This window comes from Paraburkholderia bryophila (assembly GCF_003269035.1).
In the GTDB taxonomy this organism is placed as follows: domain Bacteria; phylum Pseudomonadota; class Gammaproteobacteria; order Burkholderiales; family Burkholderiaceae; genus Paraburkholderia; species Paraburkholderia bryophila.
This window is the reverse complement of sequence record NZ_QLTK01000023.1, coordinates 1-15,916: the sequence shown is the minus strand read 5'-3', so window position 1 is coordinate 15,916 and position 15,916 is coordinate 1. Positions and strand designations below refer to the sequence as shown.

Sequence of the window (15,916 nt, the reverse complement as noted above, 5' to 3'; positions counted from 1 at the left end):
TCGGTTAGAGGATTGCCTGGTTGATGATGCCGTATTGGAGGCAGGTGGCGTGTGCGGCGGCAGTGCTTGCAGACGCAACCGTATTTGCGTGGGAGGCGTCGCTGCCGACGTCCGCTTCGCTGCGCACCATCTTCACCACGGTATCCACGCGTGGTAACCCCAACTGTTCCAGCCATTCGGTCAGTCCGCTGTCGCCCGGCGTATCGATCCGCACGAATACGCCTTCATTCAGCGCGAGCCAGTGGCTGATCAGCGCCTTGGCGCGGCTTGCATCGTGGGAGGCGGGCGCCACTACCGGCCCGATCGCGAAGCCCCGCCCGAAGCGGCGAAACAGCGCGAAGCCGACCAGTTCGCCGTCGCGGTCGAGCGCGATGCCGTCGGCGGCGCTCATCAACGCCGGTAGTACCTCGCCGCGATCCAGGCCGCTGGCCCGCGAAGCCAGTTCGACCAGCCGAGCCGTATCGCTGGAGCCGAGCGGACGCAGACGCTCGCCGGGCGGCAAGGACACCAGCGGCGGCTGGAACGCCGCGCCCTGATGTTGATCGAGCGTGCCGGCCGCGCGAAAGCCGAGCCTTTCATAGAGCGGCTGACCGGCGGGTGTGGCGTGAAGAAACGTGACGCGGCCCGCGAGTTCCGCCAGCACGCATTCCATCAGCTTCCTGCCGATGCCACGCCCCTGCCGCGCCGGCGACACGATCACCATGCCGAGCGACGCGCGATCCGCGCCGTACTTCCAGCACAGCGCGGTGCCGATCACGCCGCTCGCGTCTTCCGCGACGAAACCCACGCCCAGTTGCGCGACGAAGCGCCAGTCGTCCGCGCGATGCGGCCACTTGAGTTCGACGGTCAGCGCGTGCGCGGCGGCGATGTCGTCGAGGGTGAAGCGTCTATAGGTAATCGAATCGCTCATCGAATCGGACACGCGGGACTCCCTGAATGGCTGAAGGCTTACGCCGTCACTGTGTCATTCGCTGCGCGATGTGACTAGGACGATCTTTTTATCCGGGGCGCCGGAACGGGCAACGGTGCAAATCGATGCAAAACGCCCAGTCTGGACCCGCATTACCAGCGCGTTCTGCTGTGCGGCGATTTTTGTCGGCGACATATGCCAGGCGCGCGGCTCTACGATTTTGTCATGGCGGCGGTGCGGTGAAAGCCGGCGCGCGGACCCTCCAGTCAGTCACACAGGAACTCTCTCTCATGGACAGCTTCAATCCGAACGACGTCGCGATTCGCAGTGGGCATTTCATCGGCGGCGAGTACGTGGATGGCAACGAGCACGGCGGCGCGCACCGGCTGGACGTATCACGCCCGTCGGACGGCGTGACCTACGCCTCCATTCCGGTTGCCGATGCCGCGCTCGTGGACCACGCGGTCGAGAACGCCTGGCAGGCCTTCCGGCACAGCGGCTGGGCGCGCATGGCGCCGCGCGACCGCGCCAGAATCCTGCGCCGTTTCGCCGACCTGGTCGAAGCCGACGCGCCGGCGCTCGGCCGCCTCGAAGCGCTCGGTTCGACGCGGCCGATCGCTCAGGCGGTCGGCTGGGACGTGCCGTTCACCGCCGAAGGCATCCGCTTCTACGCGGAGTTCGCCGACAAGCTGGGCGGCGAAGTGGCCGCCACCGATCACGATCATCTGGGCATGACGATCGCCGAACCCTACGGCGTGATCGGTGCGATCGCGCCATGGAATTTCCCGCTGGTGATGGCGTCGTGGAAGATCGCCCCTGCGCTGGCGGCGGGCAACGCGGTGGTGCTGAAACCGTCGGAGATGACGCCGTTCTCGGTGCTGCGTCTGGCCGAACTGGCGGTCCAGGCGGGCGTGCCTGCCGGCATCTTCAACGTGATTCAGGGCGACGGCCGGGTCACCGGCGACGCACTCGTGCGCCACCCGCGGATCGGCAAGGTCACGTTCACGGGTTCCACGCGCACCGGCGCCGCGATCATGGCGGCCTGCGCCCAAAGCGGCACCAAGCCGGTCACGCTCGAACTGGGCGGCAAGAGCCCGCAAATCGTTTTCGCCGACGCCCCGCGTCTGGACGAGGTCGCGCGCCGCATTGCCGGCTCGATTACCGGCAATGCCGGTCAGGTTTGCGTGACGGGGTCGCGCCTGCTGGTTCAACGCGGCCTCGCCGACGAGCTGAGCGAGCGCATCGGCAAGCTCTTCGCCGAACTGAAACCCGGCGCGACCTGGGCCGCGGATACCACGCTCTCGCCGATCATCTCCGCGCCGCAGGCGGCGCGCATCGAGGCAATCGTCGGACGGACGCTGGAAGCGGGCGCGACGCTGCGCCATGGCGGCACGCGTGTCGACGGCGGCGCGCACGGCGCGTTCTACTCGCCGACCTTGCTCGCAGACGTCACGCCGCATTCCGAGGCCGTGCGCGAGGAAATCTTCGGCCCCGTGCTGACGCTGCAAACCTTCGACACCGAAGAGGAAGCGCTCGTGCTCGCCCAGCACCCGGACTACGGGCTCGCGGCCGGCGTGCATACGGCAGACCTCGGCCGGGCGCTGCGCTTCGTGCGCGGTCTCGAAACGGGCACGGTGTGGGTCAACCGGTACGGCCGCACGTCCGATTTCATGATTCCGACGGGCGGCTACAAGCGCTCGGGCATCGGCAAGGACCTCGGCCGCCAGGCGTATGAGGCCAACCTGCGTTTTAAAAGCGTGCTCATCGACCTGCGTCCTTGAATGCGCTGGTGCGACGGCCGCAAACCCTTAGCCAGAAAGGCTTGCAGCCCGATCACCGCATTCTGTGCTGTCCGGTGGCCCCAAAACGCATGGTTTGTGTCACCAGCACCACCCGAATCAGGAACATCTATGTTTTTGCGCTGATTAAATCTTTTATAGCGCTGAGCTTTCCACTGTTTTCGTCAATGAGCTCGCTGCGAGTTCACCACCTCGATAGGACTGCATCATCATGATCGAATTCGAACCGAAGTACATCACCTTCGACTGCTACGGCACGCTGACCAAATTCCGCATGGCCGACATGACGCGCGAAATGTTCGGCCATCTGCTAAGCGGCGACGACCTTGAAAAACTCATCGCCTTCTACGCGGGTTATCGCCGCGACGAAGTGCTCGGCGCATGGAAGCCGTATCGCGACGTGGTCGTCAACGCGTTGCGCCGTGCCTGCAAACGGATGAACGTCGAGTTCAACGAAGTGGAAGCCGAGAAAATCTACACGGCCGTGCCGACCTGGGGCCCGCATCCCGACGTGCCGGAAGGCCTCGCGCGTCTGGCGAAGAAGTACAAGCTGGTGATTCTGTCGAACGCGTCGAACAACCAGATTCAAAGCAACGTCGACAAGCTCGGCGCGCCGTTCCACAAGGTCTTCACGGCGGAGCAGGCGCAATCGTACAAGCCGCGCATGCAAGGCTTCGAATACATGTTCGATCAGCTGGACTGCAATCCGGAAGACGTGCTGCATGTGTCGTCGAGCCTGCGCTACGACCTGATGACCGCGCACGACATGGGCATCAAGCACAAGGCCTTCGTCAAGCGCGGCCACGAACCGTCCACGCCGTACTACCAGTACTACGAGGTCAACGACATTCCGCATCTGGCCGCGGAACTCGGTCTGTAAGCGCGGTTGCACGCGCTGAACACGCCAGGCTACCTCGCTCATTGCCTCTCTCAAGGACAGACCGGATGAAGCTCGATTCCTATTGGCTCGACACCGCACCGCCGCTGATGTCGGCGTGTGAAGGCCCGGTCGACGGCCAGGCCGATGTGCTGGTGATCGGCGGCGGCTTTACCGGACTGTCGGCGGCGCAGGCGCTGGGCAAGCGCGGCGCCACGGTGAGCGTGGTGGACGCGGGGCGGATTGGCGGCGGCGCGTCCGGGCGCAACGGCGGGCAGGTCAATACCGGCGTTGCGCAGGACTTCGTCGCGCTGGTCGCGCAACTCGGCGTGGAACGGGCCAGCGCGTGTTATCGCGCGTTTTCGGATGCGGTCGACACGGTCGAGCGGCTGATTCGCGAGGAAGACATCGACTGCGATTACATCGCGACCGGCAAGCTGAAGCTGGCGTCCAAACCGCATCATCTCGCGCATCTGGAGAAGACGGCGGAGCTGATTCGCCGCGAAGTCGATACGGATATCGAACTGATCGGCCGCGAACGGATTCGCGGCGAGGTCCAGTCGGACAGTTTTCACGGCGGCCTGTTGCAGCGGCACGGCGGCCAGATGCATATGGGCCGGTTTGCCGTCGGTCTCGCGGATGCCGCCGTGCGGCGTGGCGCGAAGCTGTACGAGAACGCGGCAGTCAGCGCGATCGTGAAGGACGGCAGCGGCTATCGCGTCACCACCGCGCGCGGCGAAGTGCGCGCCAAGCAGGTGCTGATCGCGACGGGGCCGTCGCGGCACGGACCGTTCGGCTGGTATCGGCGTCGCATCGCCCCGATCGGCTCGTTCATCGTCGTGACGGAGCCGTTGCCGCCTGCCTTGCTTCAGCAGGTGTTGCCGAAGCAGCGCGCGTACACCACCACGCGGCTGATGCACAACTACTTCCGCGTGACGCCCGACTCGCGTCTGCTGTTCGGCGGCCGCGCGCGTTTCACGGCGTCCGAACGACCGTCGGACGCGAAGAGCGGACGGATTCTGCGGGACGGTCTCGTCGCGATGTTTCCGCAACTGGCGGATGCGCGTATCGACTATTGCTGGGGCGGTCTCGTCGACATGAGCGCCGACCGCCTGCCGCATGCCGGCCAGCATGACGGGGTGTATTTTTCGATGGGCTATAGCGGCCACGGTACGCAGATGTCGACTCACATGGGCCAGGTGATGGCCGACGTGATGGACGGCCACGAAGAACAGAACCCGTGGCGCGAGTCCGAATGGCCCGCGATTCCGGGCCACACCGGCAAGCCGTGGTTTCTGCCGCTGGTGGGCACGTACTACCGCATCAAGGATATTTTTTATTGATTTCACGTCGTCGTATCAGGCAATCACAACCACACAGCCGCACCCACAATTCAACCTCGCTTACCCTCGCGGAGATGTTCGATGAATAAGGAAAACTCGCAACACGGCGTGCTTCAACTCGATACGAGTCTGGAGCGATTGACCGCCAGGGGGGCATCGCGGCGCGACGTGCTGCGCGCGATGGCCGCGGCCGGCATGATGTCCGTGACGGGCGCCGGCCTGTTATCCGCGAGCGGCGCGGCCTTCGCGCAAGCAAAGCCGAAGCAGGGCGGCAAGATCCGGGTGGCGACGCAATCGGCCTCCGCCGCCGACACGCTCGATCCCGCGAAGGGCGCGCTTGGTACGGACTATGTGCGTGGCTTCATGTTCTACAACGGTCTGACCGAACTCGATTCGCACCTCGGCGCGAAGATGGCGCTGGCCACCTCGCTGGATACGAAAGACGCGATCGTGTGGGTCGTGAAGCTGCGCACGGGTGTGCAGTTCCACGACGGCAAGTCGCTCGCGCCGGCCGACGTGGTCTATTCGATCATGCGGCACAAGGACCCGGCCACGGCCTCGAAGGCCAAGACGCTCGCCGACCAGATCAAGGACGTGAAGGCCACCGGCCCGAACGAAGTGACCATTACGCTGGAAGGCGCGAATGCCGACCTGCCGGTGATTCTCGCGACCTCGCATTTCCTGATCATCAAGGACGGCACCAGGGATTTCAAAACCGCGATCGGCACCGGACCGTTCAAGGTCAAGGAGTTCTCGCCCGGCGTGCGCACGGTCGGCGTGAAGAACGAGAAGTACTGGAAGCCCGGCATGCCGCATCTGGACGAAGTCGAGCTGATCGGTATCGGCGACGAATCGGCGCGTGTGAACGCGCTGCTGTCCGGCGACGTGCAGTTGATCAACTCGGTGAGCCCGCGTTCGACCGCGCAGATCAAGAGCGCCGGCGGCCACTCGGTGCTGGAGACGAAGACCGGCGAGTACACCGATCTGATCGTGCGCGACGAAAACGGCATGACCGGTAACGACGATTTTCGGCGAGGCATGATGTATCTGCAGAACCGCGATCAGATTCGTCAGGCGATTTTCCAGGGTTACGGCGCGATCGGCAACGATCAGCCGATCGATCCGACCAACAAGTACTACCTGGCGGGCTTGCCGCAACGCGCCTTCGATCCGGACAAGGCGAAGTTTCACTTCCAGAAGGCGAAGGTAGGTAGCGCGCCGATCCAGATTTACGCCTCGCCGGCCGCCGAAGGCTCAGTGGAAATGGCCATGCTGCTTCAGCAGGTCGCGCCGCAAGCGGGCCTGAATCTGCAGGTGACGCGCGTGCCGGCGGACGGCTACTGGTCGAATCACTGGATGAAGCATCCGCTCGGCTACGGCTCGGTGAATGCGCGTCCGAGCGCCGACGTGATCTTCACGCAGTTCTTCAAGTCCGACGCGCCGTGGAACGAAGCGAACTGGAAGAGCGCGAAGTTCGACCAGATGCTGGTGGCCGCGCGCGGCGAGCCCGACGACGCGAAGCGCAAGAAAATTTACGGCGACATGCAGGTGCTGGTCCACGACAACGGCGGCATTGGTATTCCGCTGTTCCAGAGTTCGCTCGACGCGTACACGGACAAGCTCAAGGGTCTCGGTTCGATTCCGCTGGCCGGGTTGATGGGTTTCATGTTCGCGGAAAACGTCTGGCTCGAAAGCTGAGCCTGACAGGTCCTGCTGCCATAGGAGGCGACTTTCAATGAAAGCTCATGCGCAACGTCTCATCGCCGCGCGCCTCGGCCTCGCGCTGCTCACGCTGCTGCTGGTCTCGGCGGTCGTATTCGCCGTGACCGGACTGCTGCCGGGCGACGCGGCCCAGCAGGCGCTCGGTCAGGCGGCGACGCCCGAAGCCGTCGCCGCCCTGCGGCATCAGTTCGGTCTCGATCAGCCGGCGCTGCAACGCTACGTCGAGTGGCTGGTGCAGGTGGTCACCGGCAACTTCGGCACCTCGATGTCGAACAACCTGCCCGTCAGCCAACTGATCGCGACGCGTCTGCCGAACTCGCTGGTGCTTGCCGGTCTCACGGCGCTGGTCTCGGTACCGCTCGCGCTGACGATCGGCATTGCGTCGGCCATGTTTCGCGGCTCGCTGCTCGACCGCACGCTCAACGTGCTGACACTGTCCACGGTGGCGGTGCCGGAGTTCCTGATCGCCACCGTCGCGGTGCTGATCTTCGCCGTGAAGCTGCGCTGGCTGCCGGCGCTGTCGTATCTGTCGGAAGTGCATTCGTTCGGTGCGCTGCTGCGGATCTACGCGATGCCGGTCATGACGCTGTGCTGCGTGCTCGTGGCGCAGATGGCGCGCATGACACGCGCCGCGGTGCTCGATCAGCTCAATTCGTCGTACGTGGAAATGGCGGTGCTCAAGGGTGCCTCGCCGGTGCGCGTGGTGTGGCGGCACGTGTTGCCGAACACCGTCGGGCCGATTGCCAACGCGGTGGCGCTGAGCCTGTCGTATCTGTTCGGCGGCGTGGTGATCGTCGAGTCGATCTTCAACTATCCGGGCCTGGCGAGCCTGATGGTCGACGCGGTCACGAATCGCGACATGCCGCTCGTGCAGGGCTGCGTGATGGTGTTCTGCGCGGCGTATCTCGCCCTCGTGCTGATCGCCGATCTGTGTCAAATCGTCTCCAACCCGAGGCTACGTCGATGATGAGCCAACCTACCAATCCCCACCACGTTCCGCACGCGGGCACGGAACTGTACGACGTGCAGCGCGACGAGGTGGTTGTCGAGCCCGCACCCGTCGAAACGGCGGCGTTGAATCAGGGCGTGTTCAAACGCCTCGTGCAGCGTTTTTCCGTGCTCGGTCTGATCGGCCTGACGATGGTCGCGTTCTGGCTACTGGTCGCATTCGTCGGACCGCTGGTCGCGCCGTACAAAGGCGGCGCGCTGACGTCGACGGAAATTTTCGGCCGGTATAGCGCGGCCTATCCGCTCGGCACCGACTATCTCGGCCGCGACATGCTGAGCCGGATTCTCTACGGCGCGCGCTATACGGTCGGGCTCGCGCTGGCCGCTGCCGTACTCGCCAGCGTGATCGGCACGTTCTTCGGTTTGCTCGCCGCGGTGTCCGGCCGCTGGGTCGATGAAATTATCAGCCGCCTGTTCGACGCGCTGATTTCGATTCCGAGCAAGGTGCTCGCGCTGGTGGTGATCGCCGCGTTCGGTTCGTCGATCACGATGCTGACCACGGTCGCGGCGTTGGCCTACATTCCCGGCGCGTTCCGGATTTCGCGCTCGCTCGCGGTGAACCTGATGGGACTCGAATACGTGCAGGTGGCGCGCGCTCGCGGCGAAGGGATTTTCTATATCGCACGGGTCGAAGTGCTACCGAACATGATTCATCCGATGCTCGCGGATTTCGGTTTGCGCTTCGTGTTCATCGTGCTGCTGTTGAGCGGGCTGAGTTTTCTCGGGCTCGGCGTGCAGCCGCCCAATGCCGATTGGGGATCGCTGGTGCGCGAGAACATCGGTGGTCTATCGGAAGGTGCGCCCGCCGTATTGATGCCGGCTGTCGCGATTGCGACGCTGACGATCGGGATGAATCTGCTGATCGACAATTTGCGGCGTCGCGGCCGTAGTCATGGAGGTGCGTGATGGCCGAGCGGGACATGATTGAAGTACGAGGTCTGCGCGTCGTCGCCGGCGCGGCGCCGGGCGCCGTGACCGAGATCGTCAAGGGCGTCGATTTTTCGGTGAAGCAGGGCGAGGTTCTGGCGCTGATCGGCGAGTCGGGTTCGGGCAAGACAACCATTGCGCTGGCGCTGCTCGGCTATGCGCGGGCGGGCTGCTCGATCAGCGGCGGCTCGGTGTGCATCGGCGGGCTCGACGTGTTGTCGCTCGACGCGAAAGGACGCCGCGCGTTGCGCGCGCGCACGGTGGCCTATGTCGCGCAGAGCGCGGCGGCCGGCTTCAACCCGGCGCGCACCATCATGGATCAGGTCACCGAGCCGGCGCTGCTGCACCGGCTGATGACGAAAGAGGCCGCCAGCGCCAAAGCGATCGGCCTGTTCCGCGCGCTGGCGTTGCCCGCGCCGGAGACGATCGGCGAGCGCTATCCGCACCAGGTGTCGGGCGGGCAGTTGCAGCGCTTGATGGCCGCGATGGCCTTGATCACCGATCCGGCCGTGGTGGTGTTCGACGAGCCGACCACGGCGCTGGATGTGACCACGCAGATCGAAGTGCTCGCGGCCTTCAAAAAGGTGGTGCGCGAGTTGGGCACGACGGCCGTGTACGTCTCGCACGATCTGGCGGTCGTTGCGCAGATGGCGGACCGCATCGTCGTATTGAACGGCGGCGCGGTGAAGGAAAACGGCGCGGTCGCGCAAGTGCTCGACGCGCCCGTGGATGCGTACACGCGCCAGTTGCTGGCCGCGACACGCCGCCCCGAACTCGAACTGGATGCGCCGCTCACCGTCGGCGCACGGGTGCCGCCGTTGCTGGAAATTCGTGGCCTGTCGGCGGGTTATGGGCGCATCGACCGGTTTGGGTCCCCCGCCGTGCGCGTGCTCGACGACGTCAGCCTGTCGATTCCGCGCGGCAGCACGCTCGGCGTGATCGGCGAGTCCGGCTCGGGTAAGACGACGCTGGCGCGAGTGGTGGCCGGGTTGGTCGACCGTGCGAGCGGCGAGGTGCTGTTCAACGGCAAGCCGTTGCCCGCGCAACTGTCGCGGCGCACGCCGGAGCAATACCGGCAGATTCAGATCGTGTTCCAGAACGCCGACACGGCACTGAACCCGAGTCATTCGATCGCCGACATTCTTGGCCGGCCGCTCGCGTTTTATCACCATCTGCGCGGTTCGGACGCGAAGAAGCGCATGCTGGCGCTGCTCGATCTGGTGAAGCTGCCGGCTTCGATCGCCACGCGCACGCCGGCCGGGTTATCGGGCGGTCAGAAGCAGCGCGTGAATCTGGCGCGCGCGCTGGCCGCCGACCCCGCATTGATTCTGTGCGACGAAGTGACCTCCGCGCTCGACACCGTGGTCGGCGCTGCGATTCTCGATCTGCTGGCCGAATTGAGGCGCGAGCTGGGCGTGTCGTACATGTTCATCAGCCACGACATTTCGACGGTGCGCGCGATCTGCGACGACGTGATCGTGCTGTATGCCGGCCATCGCGTGGAAGCGGGACAGCGCAACATGCTCGCGGCGCCGCCTTATCACCCGTATACGGGTTTGCTGGTCGATTCGGTGCCGACGTTGCAACCGGGTTGGCTCGACGCGCGTCGCGGGATCGTCGCCGGCGCGTTACCGGCCATGGGCGAGAGCGCCGATATCGCCGAGCTGTGTGCGTTCCGCGCGCGTTGTCCGGTGCGGATCGACGGCATGTGCAACATGACGCCGCCGTCGCTCAAGAAGCTGCCCTGCGGCGCGGAGATTCTTTGCCACCATCCCGCCGCCGAATTGAACAGCTTGCAAACCCTGGAGACGATTCCGGCATGAACGGACGATTTATACGGCTCGCGGAAACCGGCCGTAACACCTTTGCAATCACCGTGGACGGTGTGGCGCGCGAAGCCGCGGAGGGCGACACGCTGATAGTCGCGCTGTTGACCGGCGCGACCACGTTGCGCGATTCCGAATTCGGCGACGGACGTCGCGCCGGTTTCTGTCTGATGGGCGCGTGCCAGGATTGCTGGGTGTGGACCGCGCAAGGCGAGCGTGTGCGCGCGTGCAGCACGCCCGCCGTGCCGGGTATGGCGATCGTCACGAAGCTGGCGGAAGCCGGGGAGGGCGTATGGCCGCGCGGATAGTCGTGATAGGCAGCGGGCCGGCGGGCGTGCGCGCCGCACAGGCGCTGGTCGAAGCGGGGCTGCGGCCGACCGTGATCGACGAAGGGCGGCGTGACGGCGGGCAGATTTATCGGCGCCAACCGGAAGGCTTTTCTCGCAGCTACGAAACGCTTTACGGCACCGAGGCCGAGCGTGCCGCGTCGCTGCACCGGAGCTTCGATGCGTTGAAGAGCAGGATCGACTATCTGCCGGACACGCTGGTGTGGAATATCTCGCCGAATGCCGTGCATCTGGCGAGCGGCACGCACTACCGGACGCTGCCGTTCGACGCGCTGATCGTTTGCAGCGGCGCAACCGATCGGTTGATGCCGGTGAAGGGCTGGCATCAGGCGGGCACGTATAGCCTCGGCGGCGCGCAGGTGGCGCTGAAATCGCAGGGCTGCGCGATCGGCTCGCGGGTCGTGATGATGGGCAGCGGGCCGTTGCTGTATCTCGTGGCGGCGCAGTACGTGAAGGCCGGCGCGCAGGTGGCGGCGGTGCTGGATACGTCGACCTTCATGCAGCGTGTGGCCGCATTGCCCAAGTTGCTGGCGATTCCCGCCGCGTTGAGGAAAGGCATCGCGTTGACACGCGTGCTCGCCAAGGCACGCGTGCCGGTTCATCGCGGCGTGCAGCCTGTCGAGATCAAAGGCTCGCCGCAAAACGGCGTGAGCGGCGTGGAAGTCGCGCTGCCTGGCGGCGCGCGCCTCGAGTTCGCGTGCGATGCCGTGGCACTCGGTTATCACCTGCGTCCCGAGACGCAACTCGCGGATCTCGCGGGCTGCCGGTTTATTTTCGACGATGCCGCGCAGCAGTGGCTTCCACTGGTCGACGCCGACGGCCGTAGCAGCATTAAAGGCGTTTATCTGGCGGGCGACGGCGCACGGGTGCGCGGCGCCGACGCTGCCGAACGGTCCGGACGTCTGGCTGCGCTGGCGGCGTTGCAGGACCTGGGTACGCCGGTTGACGGCGTGGAGCGCTTGCGTGCCGAACTCGCGCGCTTCACACGCTTCGCCGCCGGGTTGAGAGAAGCGTTTCCGTGGCCGGCGAAATTCGCCGCCTCGTTGCCGGACGAAACGATCGTCTGCCGTTGCGAAGCGATCACGGCCGGCGAATTGCGCCGCGTCGTGCAGGCAACCGGCGCGTGCGAAGCCAATCGCGCGAAGGCGTTTTCGCGCGTCGGCATGGGCCGTTGCCAGGGGCGCTATTGTGGCCATGCGGGCGCCGAGATTATCGCAGCGGCTGCGAGCGTGCCGTTGTCTTCCGTGGGACGGTTACGCGGCCAGGCGCCGGTTAAACCGCTGCCCGTGGCGTTGGTCGAAGAGGTGAGCGAATGAGCGCGACTTCTCCGGTCAAGGGCGGCGAGGCCGATGTCATCGTGATCGGCGGCGGCATCATGGGGACTACGACGGCGTTCTTTCTGCGCCAGCGCAACCGGTCGGTGATTCTGCTCGAACGCGGTCTTACGGGGCAGCAGGCGAGCGGCGTGAATTTCGGCGGGATTCGCCGGCAAGGCCGCGCATTGCCGCAACTCGCGATGTCGAACCGCGCGCTGCGTACGTGGCAGCGTTCGGCGGAACTGCTCGGTGAGGACATCGAGTTTCTGCCGGTGGGGCATACGCGGGTTTGCTATCACCAGAAAGACGTCGAGAACGTCGAACAGTACGCGATCGACGCGCGCGCCCATGGTCTCGATCTCGACGTGCTGCGCGGCGAGGCCGTGTTCGAGCGCTTGCCGTTTCTCGGTCGCGAGGTGCTGGCGGCGTCGATTTCGCCGCTCGACGGCCACGCGAATCCGCGGCTCGCGGCGCCCGCCTTCGGCCGGGCGGCGGCGCGGCTCGGCGCGCGGATCGTGGAGAACACGGAGATCGTTCGGGTCGAGAAAGACGGCGAACGGTTTCGCGTGGAGAGTGCCCGCGGCGACGTGTATTGGGCGGCGCAACTCGTGATCTGCGCCGGCGCGTGGGCCACGCGTCTGACTGAACAATTCGGCGAGACGGTGCCGCTCATCGCGAGCGGCCCGCAAATGTGCGTGACGGAGCCGGTGCCGTATGTGTTCAAGTCGTCGATCGGCGTGTTCACGTCGATCAAGGAGGAGAGCATTTACTTCCGGCAGATTCCGCGCGGCAACATCATCGTGGGTGGCGGCCCGCCCGGGCCGGCGGATGCCGCGACATGCCGCGCTTCGGTGCTGCCGGCCAATACGGTGGGCCAACTCAGGCAATTGCGCCGGCTCGTGCCCGCGCTCGCGCCGCTGCATGTGATTCGCGTGTGGAGCGGCGTGGAAAGCTATCTGCCGGACAGCGAACCGGTGATCGGCCCGAGCAGCAAGGTGGATGGGTTGTTTTACGCGTTCGGTTTTTGCGGGTCGGGTTTCCAGATCGGGCCGGGCGTGGGCGAGACCATGGCGGAGCTCGTCGGAACGGGCCGCACCGAGATTCCGCTCGAGGTGTTTTCCATTCAGCGATTCGCCGCCAGACAGGCGGCGGTCAGTTCAAGCACGGTGATGTCATGAGACAGTCGCTTGGGCTCAACGCCGCGCGAGCGTTTATCGAAGCGCACTTCGACGAACCGGTGACGCTCGCGCAGCTCGCGGCGCTGTCCGCGCTGAGCGTGTCGCGCTTCGCGACGGCGTTCCGGCAGCAGTATGGTTCGTCGCCGTATCGGTATCTGTGCGGTTTGCGGATTCAGCGCGCGCAGATGTTGTTGCTCGAGGGCGTGCCGGGTTCGGTGGTGGCGACCGAGGTCGGCTTCTTCGATCAGAGCCATTTCAGCCGGCATTTCAAGCGCTGCTGCGGGATGACGCCGAGCATGTTTATCGAGCGTGCCGGCGGCCGTGCCGGGAGCGTTACTGCGCCGCGTTCAGCTTCCGCCATAACGTCGTCTTGCTGATACCGAGGTCGGCGCACACCGCGTCGCGGTCGCCGCCGTGCGTGACGAGCGCCGCGCGGATTTCGTCGGCTTCCACGTGACGGCTGCGTTCGCGTAACGTGAGGGCCGATTTTTTCGCGCGTGGTTGAGGATCGAAGCTGATTTCAGGCGCGACGGCGCGCAGAATTTCGCGCGGGAGGGCGGCCTTGACTTGAATCGCGCCGGTGTCTGAATCCATGTCGGCGTCGGCGAGTTCCACCGCGAGCCGTTCGATCACGTTCTGCAATTCACGCACATTGCCGGGCCACGGGTAGTGTCGCAACGCATCGCCGAGACCTTCGAGTAGCCGTTCCGCTGCCGCGGCATCCGGCAGCCGCGCTGCGAGCCTCGGTTCACGCGCGGCGGCCTGCAATAACAGTTCGACGGCGAGTGGCAGCAGGTCGGTGGGACGCTTGCGCAGCGGCGGCAGCGCGATGCTCAGAATGTTGAGCCGATAGTAGAGGTCCGCGCGAAAACGCCCCGCGGCGATGCCCTCCGTCAACGCACGATGCGTCGCCGCGACGACGCGGATATCGACCCGCGTCGGCTCCGTCGAACCCAAACGCACCACCTCGCGTTCCTGCAGCACCCGCAATAGGCGACTCTGCAACGACAGCGGCATTTCGCCGATCTCATCGAGAAACAGCGTGCCGCGGTGCGCCACTTCGATCAGCCCCGCCTTGCCGCCTTTGCGCGCGCCGGTGAATGCGCCTTCCTCGTAGCCGAACAATTCGCTTTCCAGCAACGCCTCGGGAAACGCGCCGCAATTGATCGCGACGAACGCGAAATCGCGCCGCGCGCTCAACTGATGCATGCTCTGCGCAACCATTTCCTTGCCCGTGCCGCTTTCGCCGAGAATCAGAACGGTGGCGTCGGAGCGCGCATAACGCTGAACCAGCGTGCGTACCCGTTCGATCGAGTCGGAAGCGCCGACGATATCGTCGAGCCGGTAACGCGCGCTGAACTGCTGCACGCGCTGGCGCGAGCGTAACGTGCGGTCGAGCCGTTCGACCGCACGCGATTCCTGAAACGTCAGCACCGTGCCGGCCGCCGCGCCACTGCTCGCCAGCGGCCCGCGATGCACGACGTAACTCGCGCCGCGCACCGTGCAGAAAGCGTCGCCGTCCGCCTCCGGCAGACTGCCGGCGAGATCCGGCGCGAGTTCGAGCAACACGCGGCCTACCGCGCGCGCGGCGTCGATGCCGAGCAGGCTGGCGAGCCGTTGGTTCATGGCTTCGACTCGGCCTTGCGCGTCGAGCGCCACCACGCCATCGCGCAGATGTTGCAGCAGGTTGTCGAGCCGTTGACGACGCACCGTTTCGCGCCGAGTGGCTTGCGCGACTTCGAGCGCGGTGTCGAAGGCGGCGCGGATCGACGCGCGCGAGTAGAGAAACACCGCGCCCATGCCGGCGTTCGCCGCGAGATCGGTGGCGAGGCCGGGACCGACCAGCATGTCGATGCCGCGATCGCGCAGATCGAGCACGACGCTTTCCGCGTCCTGCGCGGATTGATACGACGCCAACGTGACGTCGAGCGCGTAGGCAGCCACGAAGCGCCGTACTTCGTCGGGTGTATTGCCGTGCGTGACGAGGGCGACGTTCGCGCCGTCGCGCCGCGCGCGGGCGAGCGCATGCATGACGTCGAAGCCTGTCGGACTGATCTGCACGACCGGAACGGAGACGCGGGTTTTCAGATACGCGCCGTTGGAGCCGCCGGCGATCACGACATCGGGACGCCCCGTGCCTGCCGCTTCGATCTCGCGCACCGCGTCTTCGAAACCGTGCGACACGACGCGCAAATCCGCGCGCTCCACGTATTCGGCGGCGATGTCGAAAAACAGATCGCGCAGGCGGCTGATGCTGAGCGCCCAGATACGAGGGCGCAGACCGGGTTCGAAAAGCGGTGTGCTCAAGATGGGCGCTCGCGGCGTGCGTGTGAGGTCCGGCTATTATGCACCGTTAAATTTCGAATTTGAAATTGTGATTTCAATTATGAAATGAGCGGCTAGCTATGCCGGACAGCGGTCTTTTGTTAAATCAGGCACTTAGATCGATCCGTCACGCCTGGCCCGTTCTTTGCATTTCAGGCTGCAGTCAAAGTCAACAGCACCCCCAATGCATCTGGAGACAAACCCATGAGCGAAGCAGACAACAGCACGCCGGCCGCAGGCGCATTCAAACCGAAGAAATCCGTGGCGCTGTCGGGCGTGACGGCGGGCAATACCGCCCTGTGCACGGTCGGCAAGACCGGCAACGATCTGCATTACCG

Annotated in this window: 13 protein-coding genes and 1 pseudogene; 12 read left to right on the top strand and 2 right to left on the bottom strand. The window is 65.3% G+C overall.

Annotated features, from left to right (window positions below):
- Window positions 1-4: 4 nt before the first annotated feature.
- On the bottom strand, window positions 5-910 hold the full coding sequence (locus BX591_RS26200; protein ID WP_111934310.1) for a GNAT family N-acetyltransferase: 906 nt from the start codon (window positions 908-910) through the stop codon (window positions 5-7).
- A 290-nt stretch (window positions 911-1,200) separates the two neighbouring features.
- Here BX591_RS26200 and BX591_RS26195 point away from each other — a divergent pair, with 290 nt between their 5' ends.
- The 11 genes from BX591_RS26195 to BX591_RS26145 all read left to right on the top strand — a co-directional run bounded on the left by BX591_RS26195 (window position 1,201) and on the right by BX591_RS26145 (window position 13,630).
- A complete protein-coding gene (locus BX591_RS26195; protein ID WP_111934230.1) occupies window positions 1,201-2,691 on the top strand; it encodes an aldehyde dehydrogenase family protein in 1,491 nt (496 codons plus the stop codon).
- Window positions 2,692-2,920: 229 nt separating this feature from the next.
- Window positions 2,921-3,589, top strand: coding sequence for a haloacid dehalogenase type II (locus tag BX591_RS26190; protein WP_111934229.1), 669 nt, complete (start codon window positions 2,921-2,923; stop codon window positions 3,587-3,589).
- 65 nt (window positions 3,590-3,654) lie between these two features.
- Window positions 3,655-4,929: an NAD(P)/FAD-dependent oxidoreductase gene (locus BX591_RS26185; protein ID WP_111934228.1), complete on the top strand. Its 1,275-nt coding sequence runs from the start codon at window positions 3,655-3,657 to the stop codon at window positions 4,927-4,929.
- Between the two features lie 81 nt (window positions 4,930-5,010).
- Window positions 5,011-6,627, top strand: a complete 1,617-nt coding sequence (locus BX591_RS26180; RefSeq protein WP_111934227.1) for an ABC transporter substrate-binding protein — start codon at window positions 5,011-5,013, stop codon at window positions 6,625-6,627.
- Between the two features lie 37 nt (window positions 6,628-6,664).
- A complete protein-coding gene (locus BX591_RS26175; protein WP_111934226.1) occupies window positions 6,665-7,618 on the top strand; it encodes an ABC transporter permease in 954 nt (317 codons plus the stop codon).
- A complete protein-coding gene (locus BX591_RS26170) occupies window positions 7,615-8,565 on the top strand; it encodes an ABC transporter permease (protein ID WP_111934225.1) in 951 nt (316 codons plus the stop codon). The genes BX591_RS26175 and BX591_RS26170 overlap by 4 nt, the downstream gene beginning before the upstream one ends.
- Window positions 8,565-10,409 carry an ABC transporter ATP-binding protein gene (locus BX591_RS26165; RefSeq protein WP_111934224.1) on the top strand — a complete coding sequence of 615 codons (1,845 nt, stop codon included), beginning with the start codon at window positions 8,565-8,567 and terminating at the stop codon, window positions 10,407-10,409. The genes BX591_RS26170 and BX591_RS26165 overlap by 1 nt, the downstream gene beginning before the upstream one ends.
- Window positions 10,406-10,720: a (2Fe-2S)-binding protein gene (locus tag BX591_RS26160; protein ID WP_111934223.1), complete on the top strand. Its 315-nt coding sequence runs from the start codon at window positions 10,406-10,408 to the stop codon at window positions 10,718-10,720. The genes BX591_RS26165 and BX591_RS26160 overlap by 4 nt, the downstream gene beginning before the upstream one ends.
- Complete coding sequence (locus BX591_RS26155) at window positions 10,705-12,075, top strand: FAD/NAD(P)-dependent oxidoreductase (protein ID WP_111934222.1); 1,371 nt, start codon at window positions 10,705-10,707, stop codon at window positions 12,073-12,075. Before BX591_RS26160 ends, BX591_RS26155 begins: the two co-directional genes overlap by 16 nt.
- Window positions 12,072-13,253, top strand: coding sequence for an NAD(P)/FAD-dependent oxidoreductase (locus BX591_RS26150; RefSeq protein WP_111934221.1), 1,182 nt, complete (start codon window positions 12,072-12,074; stop codon window positions 13,251-13,253). The genes BX591_RS26155 and BX591_RS26150 overlap by 4 nt, the downstream gene beginning before the upstream one ends.
- Window positions 13,250-13,630, top strand: a complete 381-nt coding sequence (locus BX591_RS26145; protein WP_111934220.1) for a helix-turn-helix domain-containing protein — start codon at window positions 13,250-13,252, stop codon at window positions 13,628-13,630. The genes BX591_RS26150 and BX591_RS26145 overlap by 4 nt, the downstream gene beginning before the upstream one ends.
- Here the strand turns inward: BX591_RS26145 and prpR are convergent.
- Complete coding sequence (gene prpR, locus BX591_RS26140) at window positions 13,587-15,560, bottom strand: propionate catabolism operon regulatory protein PrpR (protein WP_111934219.1); 1,974 nt, start codon at window positions 15,558-15,560, stop codon at window positions 13,587-13,589. The genes BX591_RS26145 and prpR overlap by 44 nt on opposite strands.
- Window positions 15,561-15,782: 222 nt before the next feature.
- On the opposite strand from prpR, the pseudogene BX591_RS26135 reads away from it, so the two are divergent.
- Window positions 15,783-15,916 (top strand): annotated as a pseudogene (locus BX591_RS26135) (2-methylcitrate synthase); the annotation flags it as partial.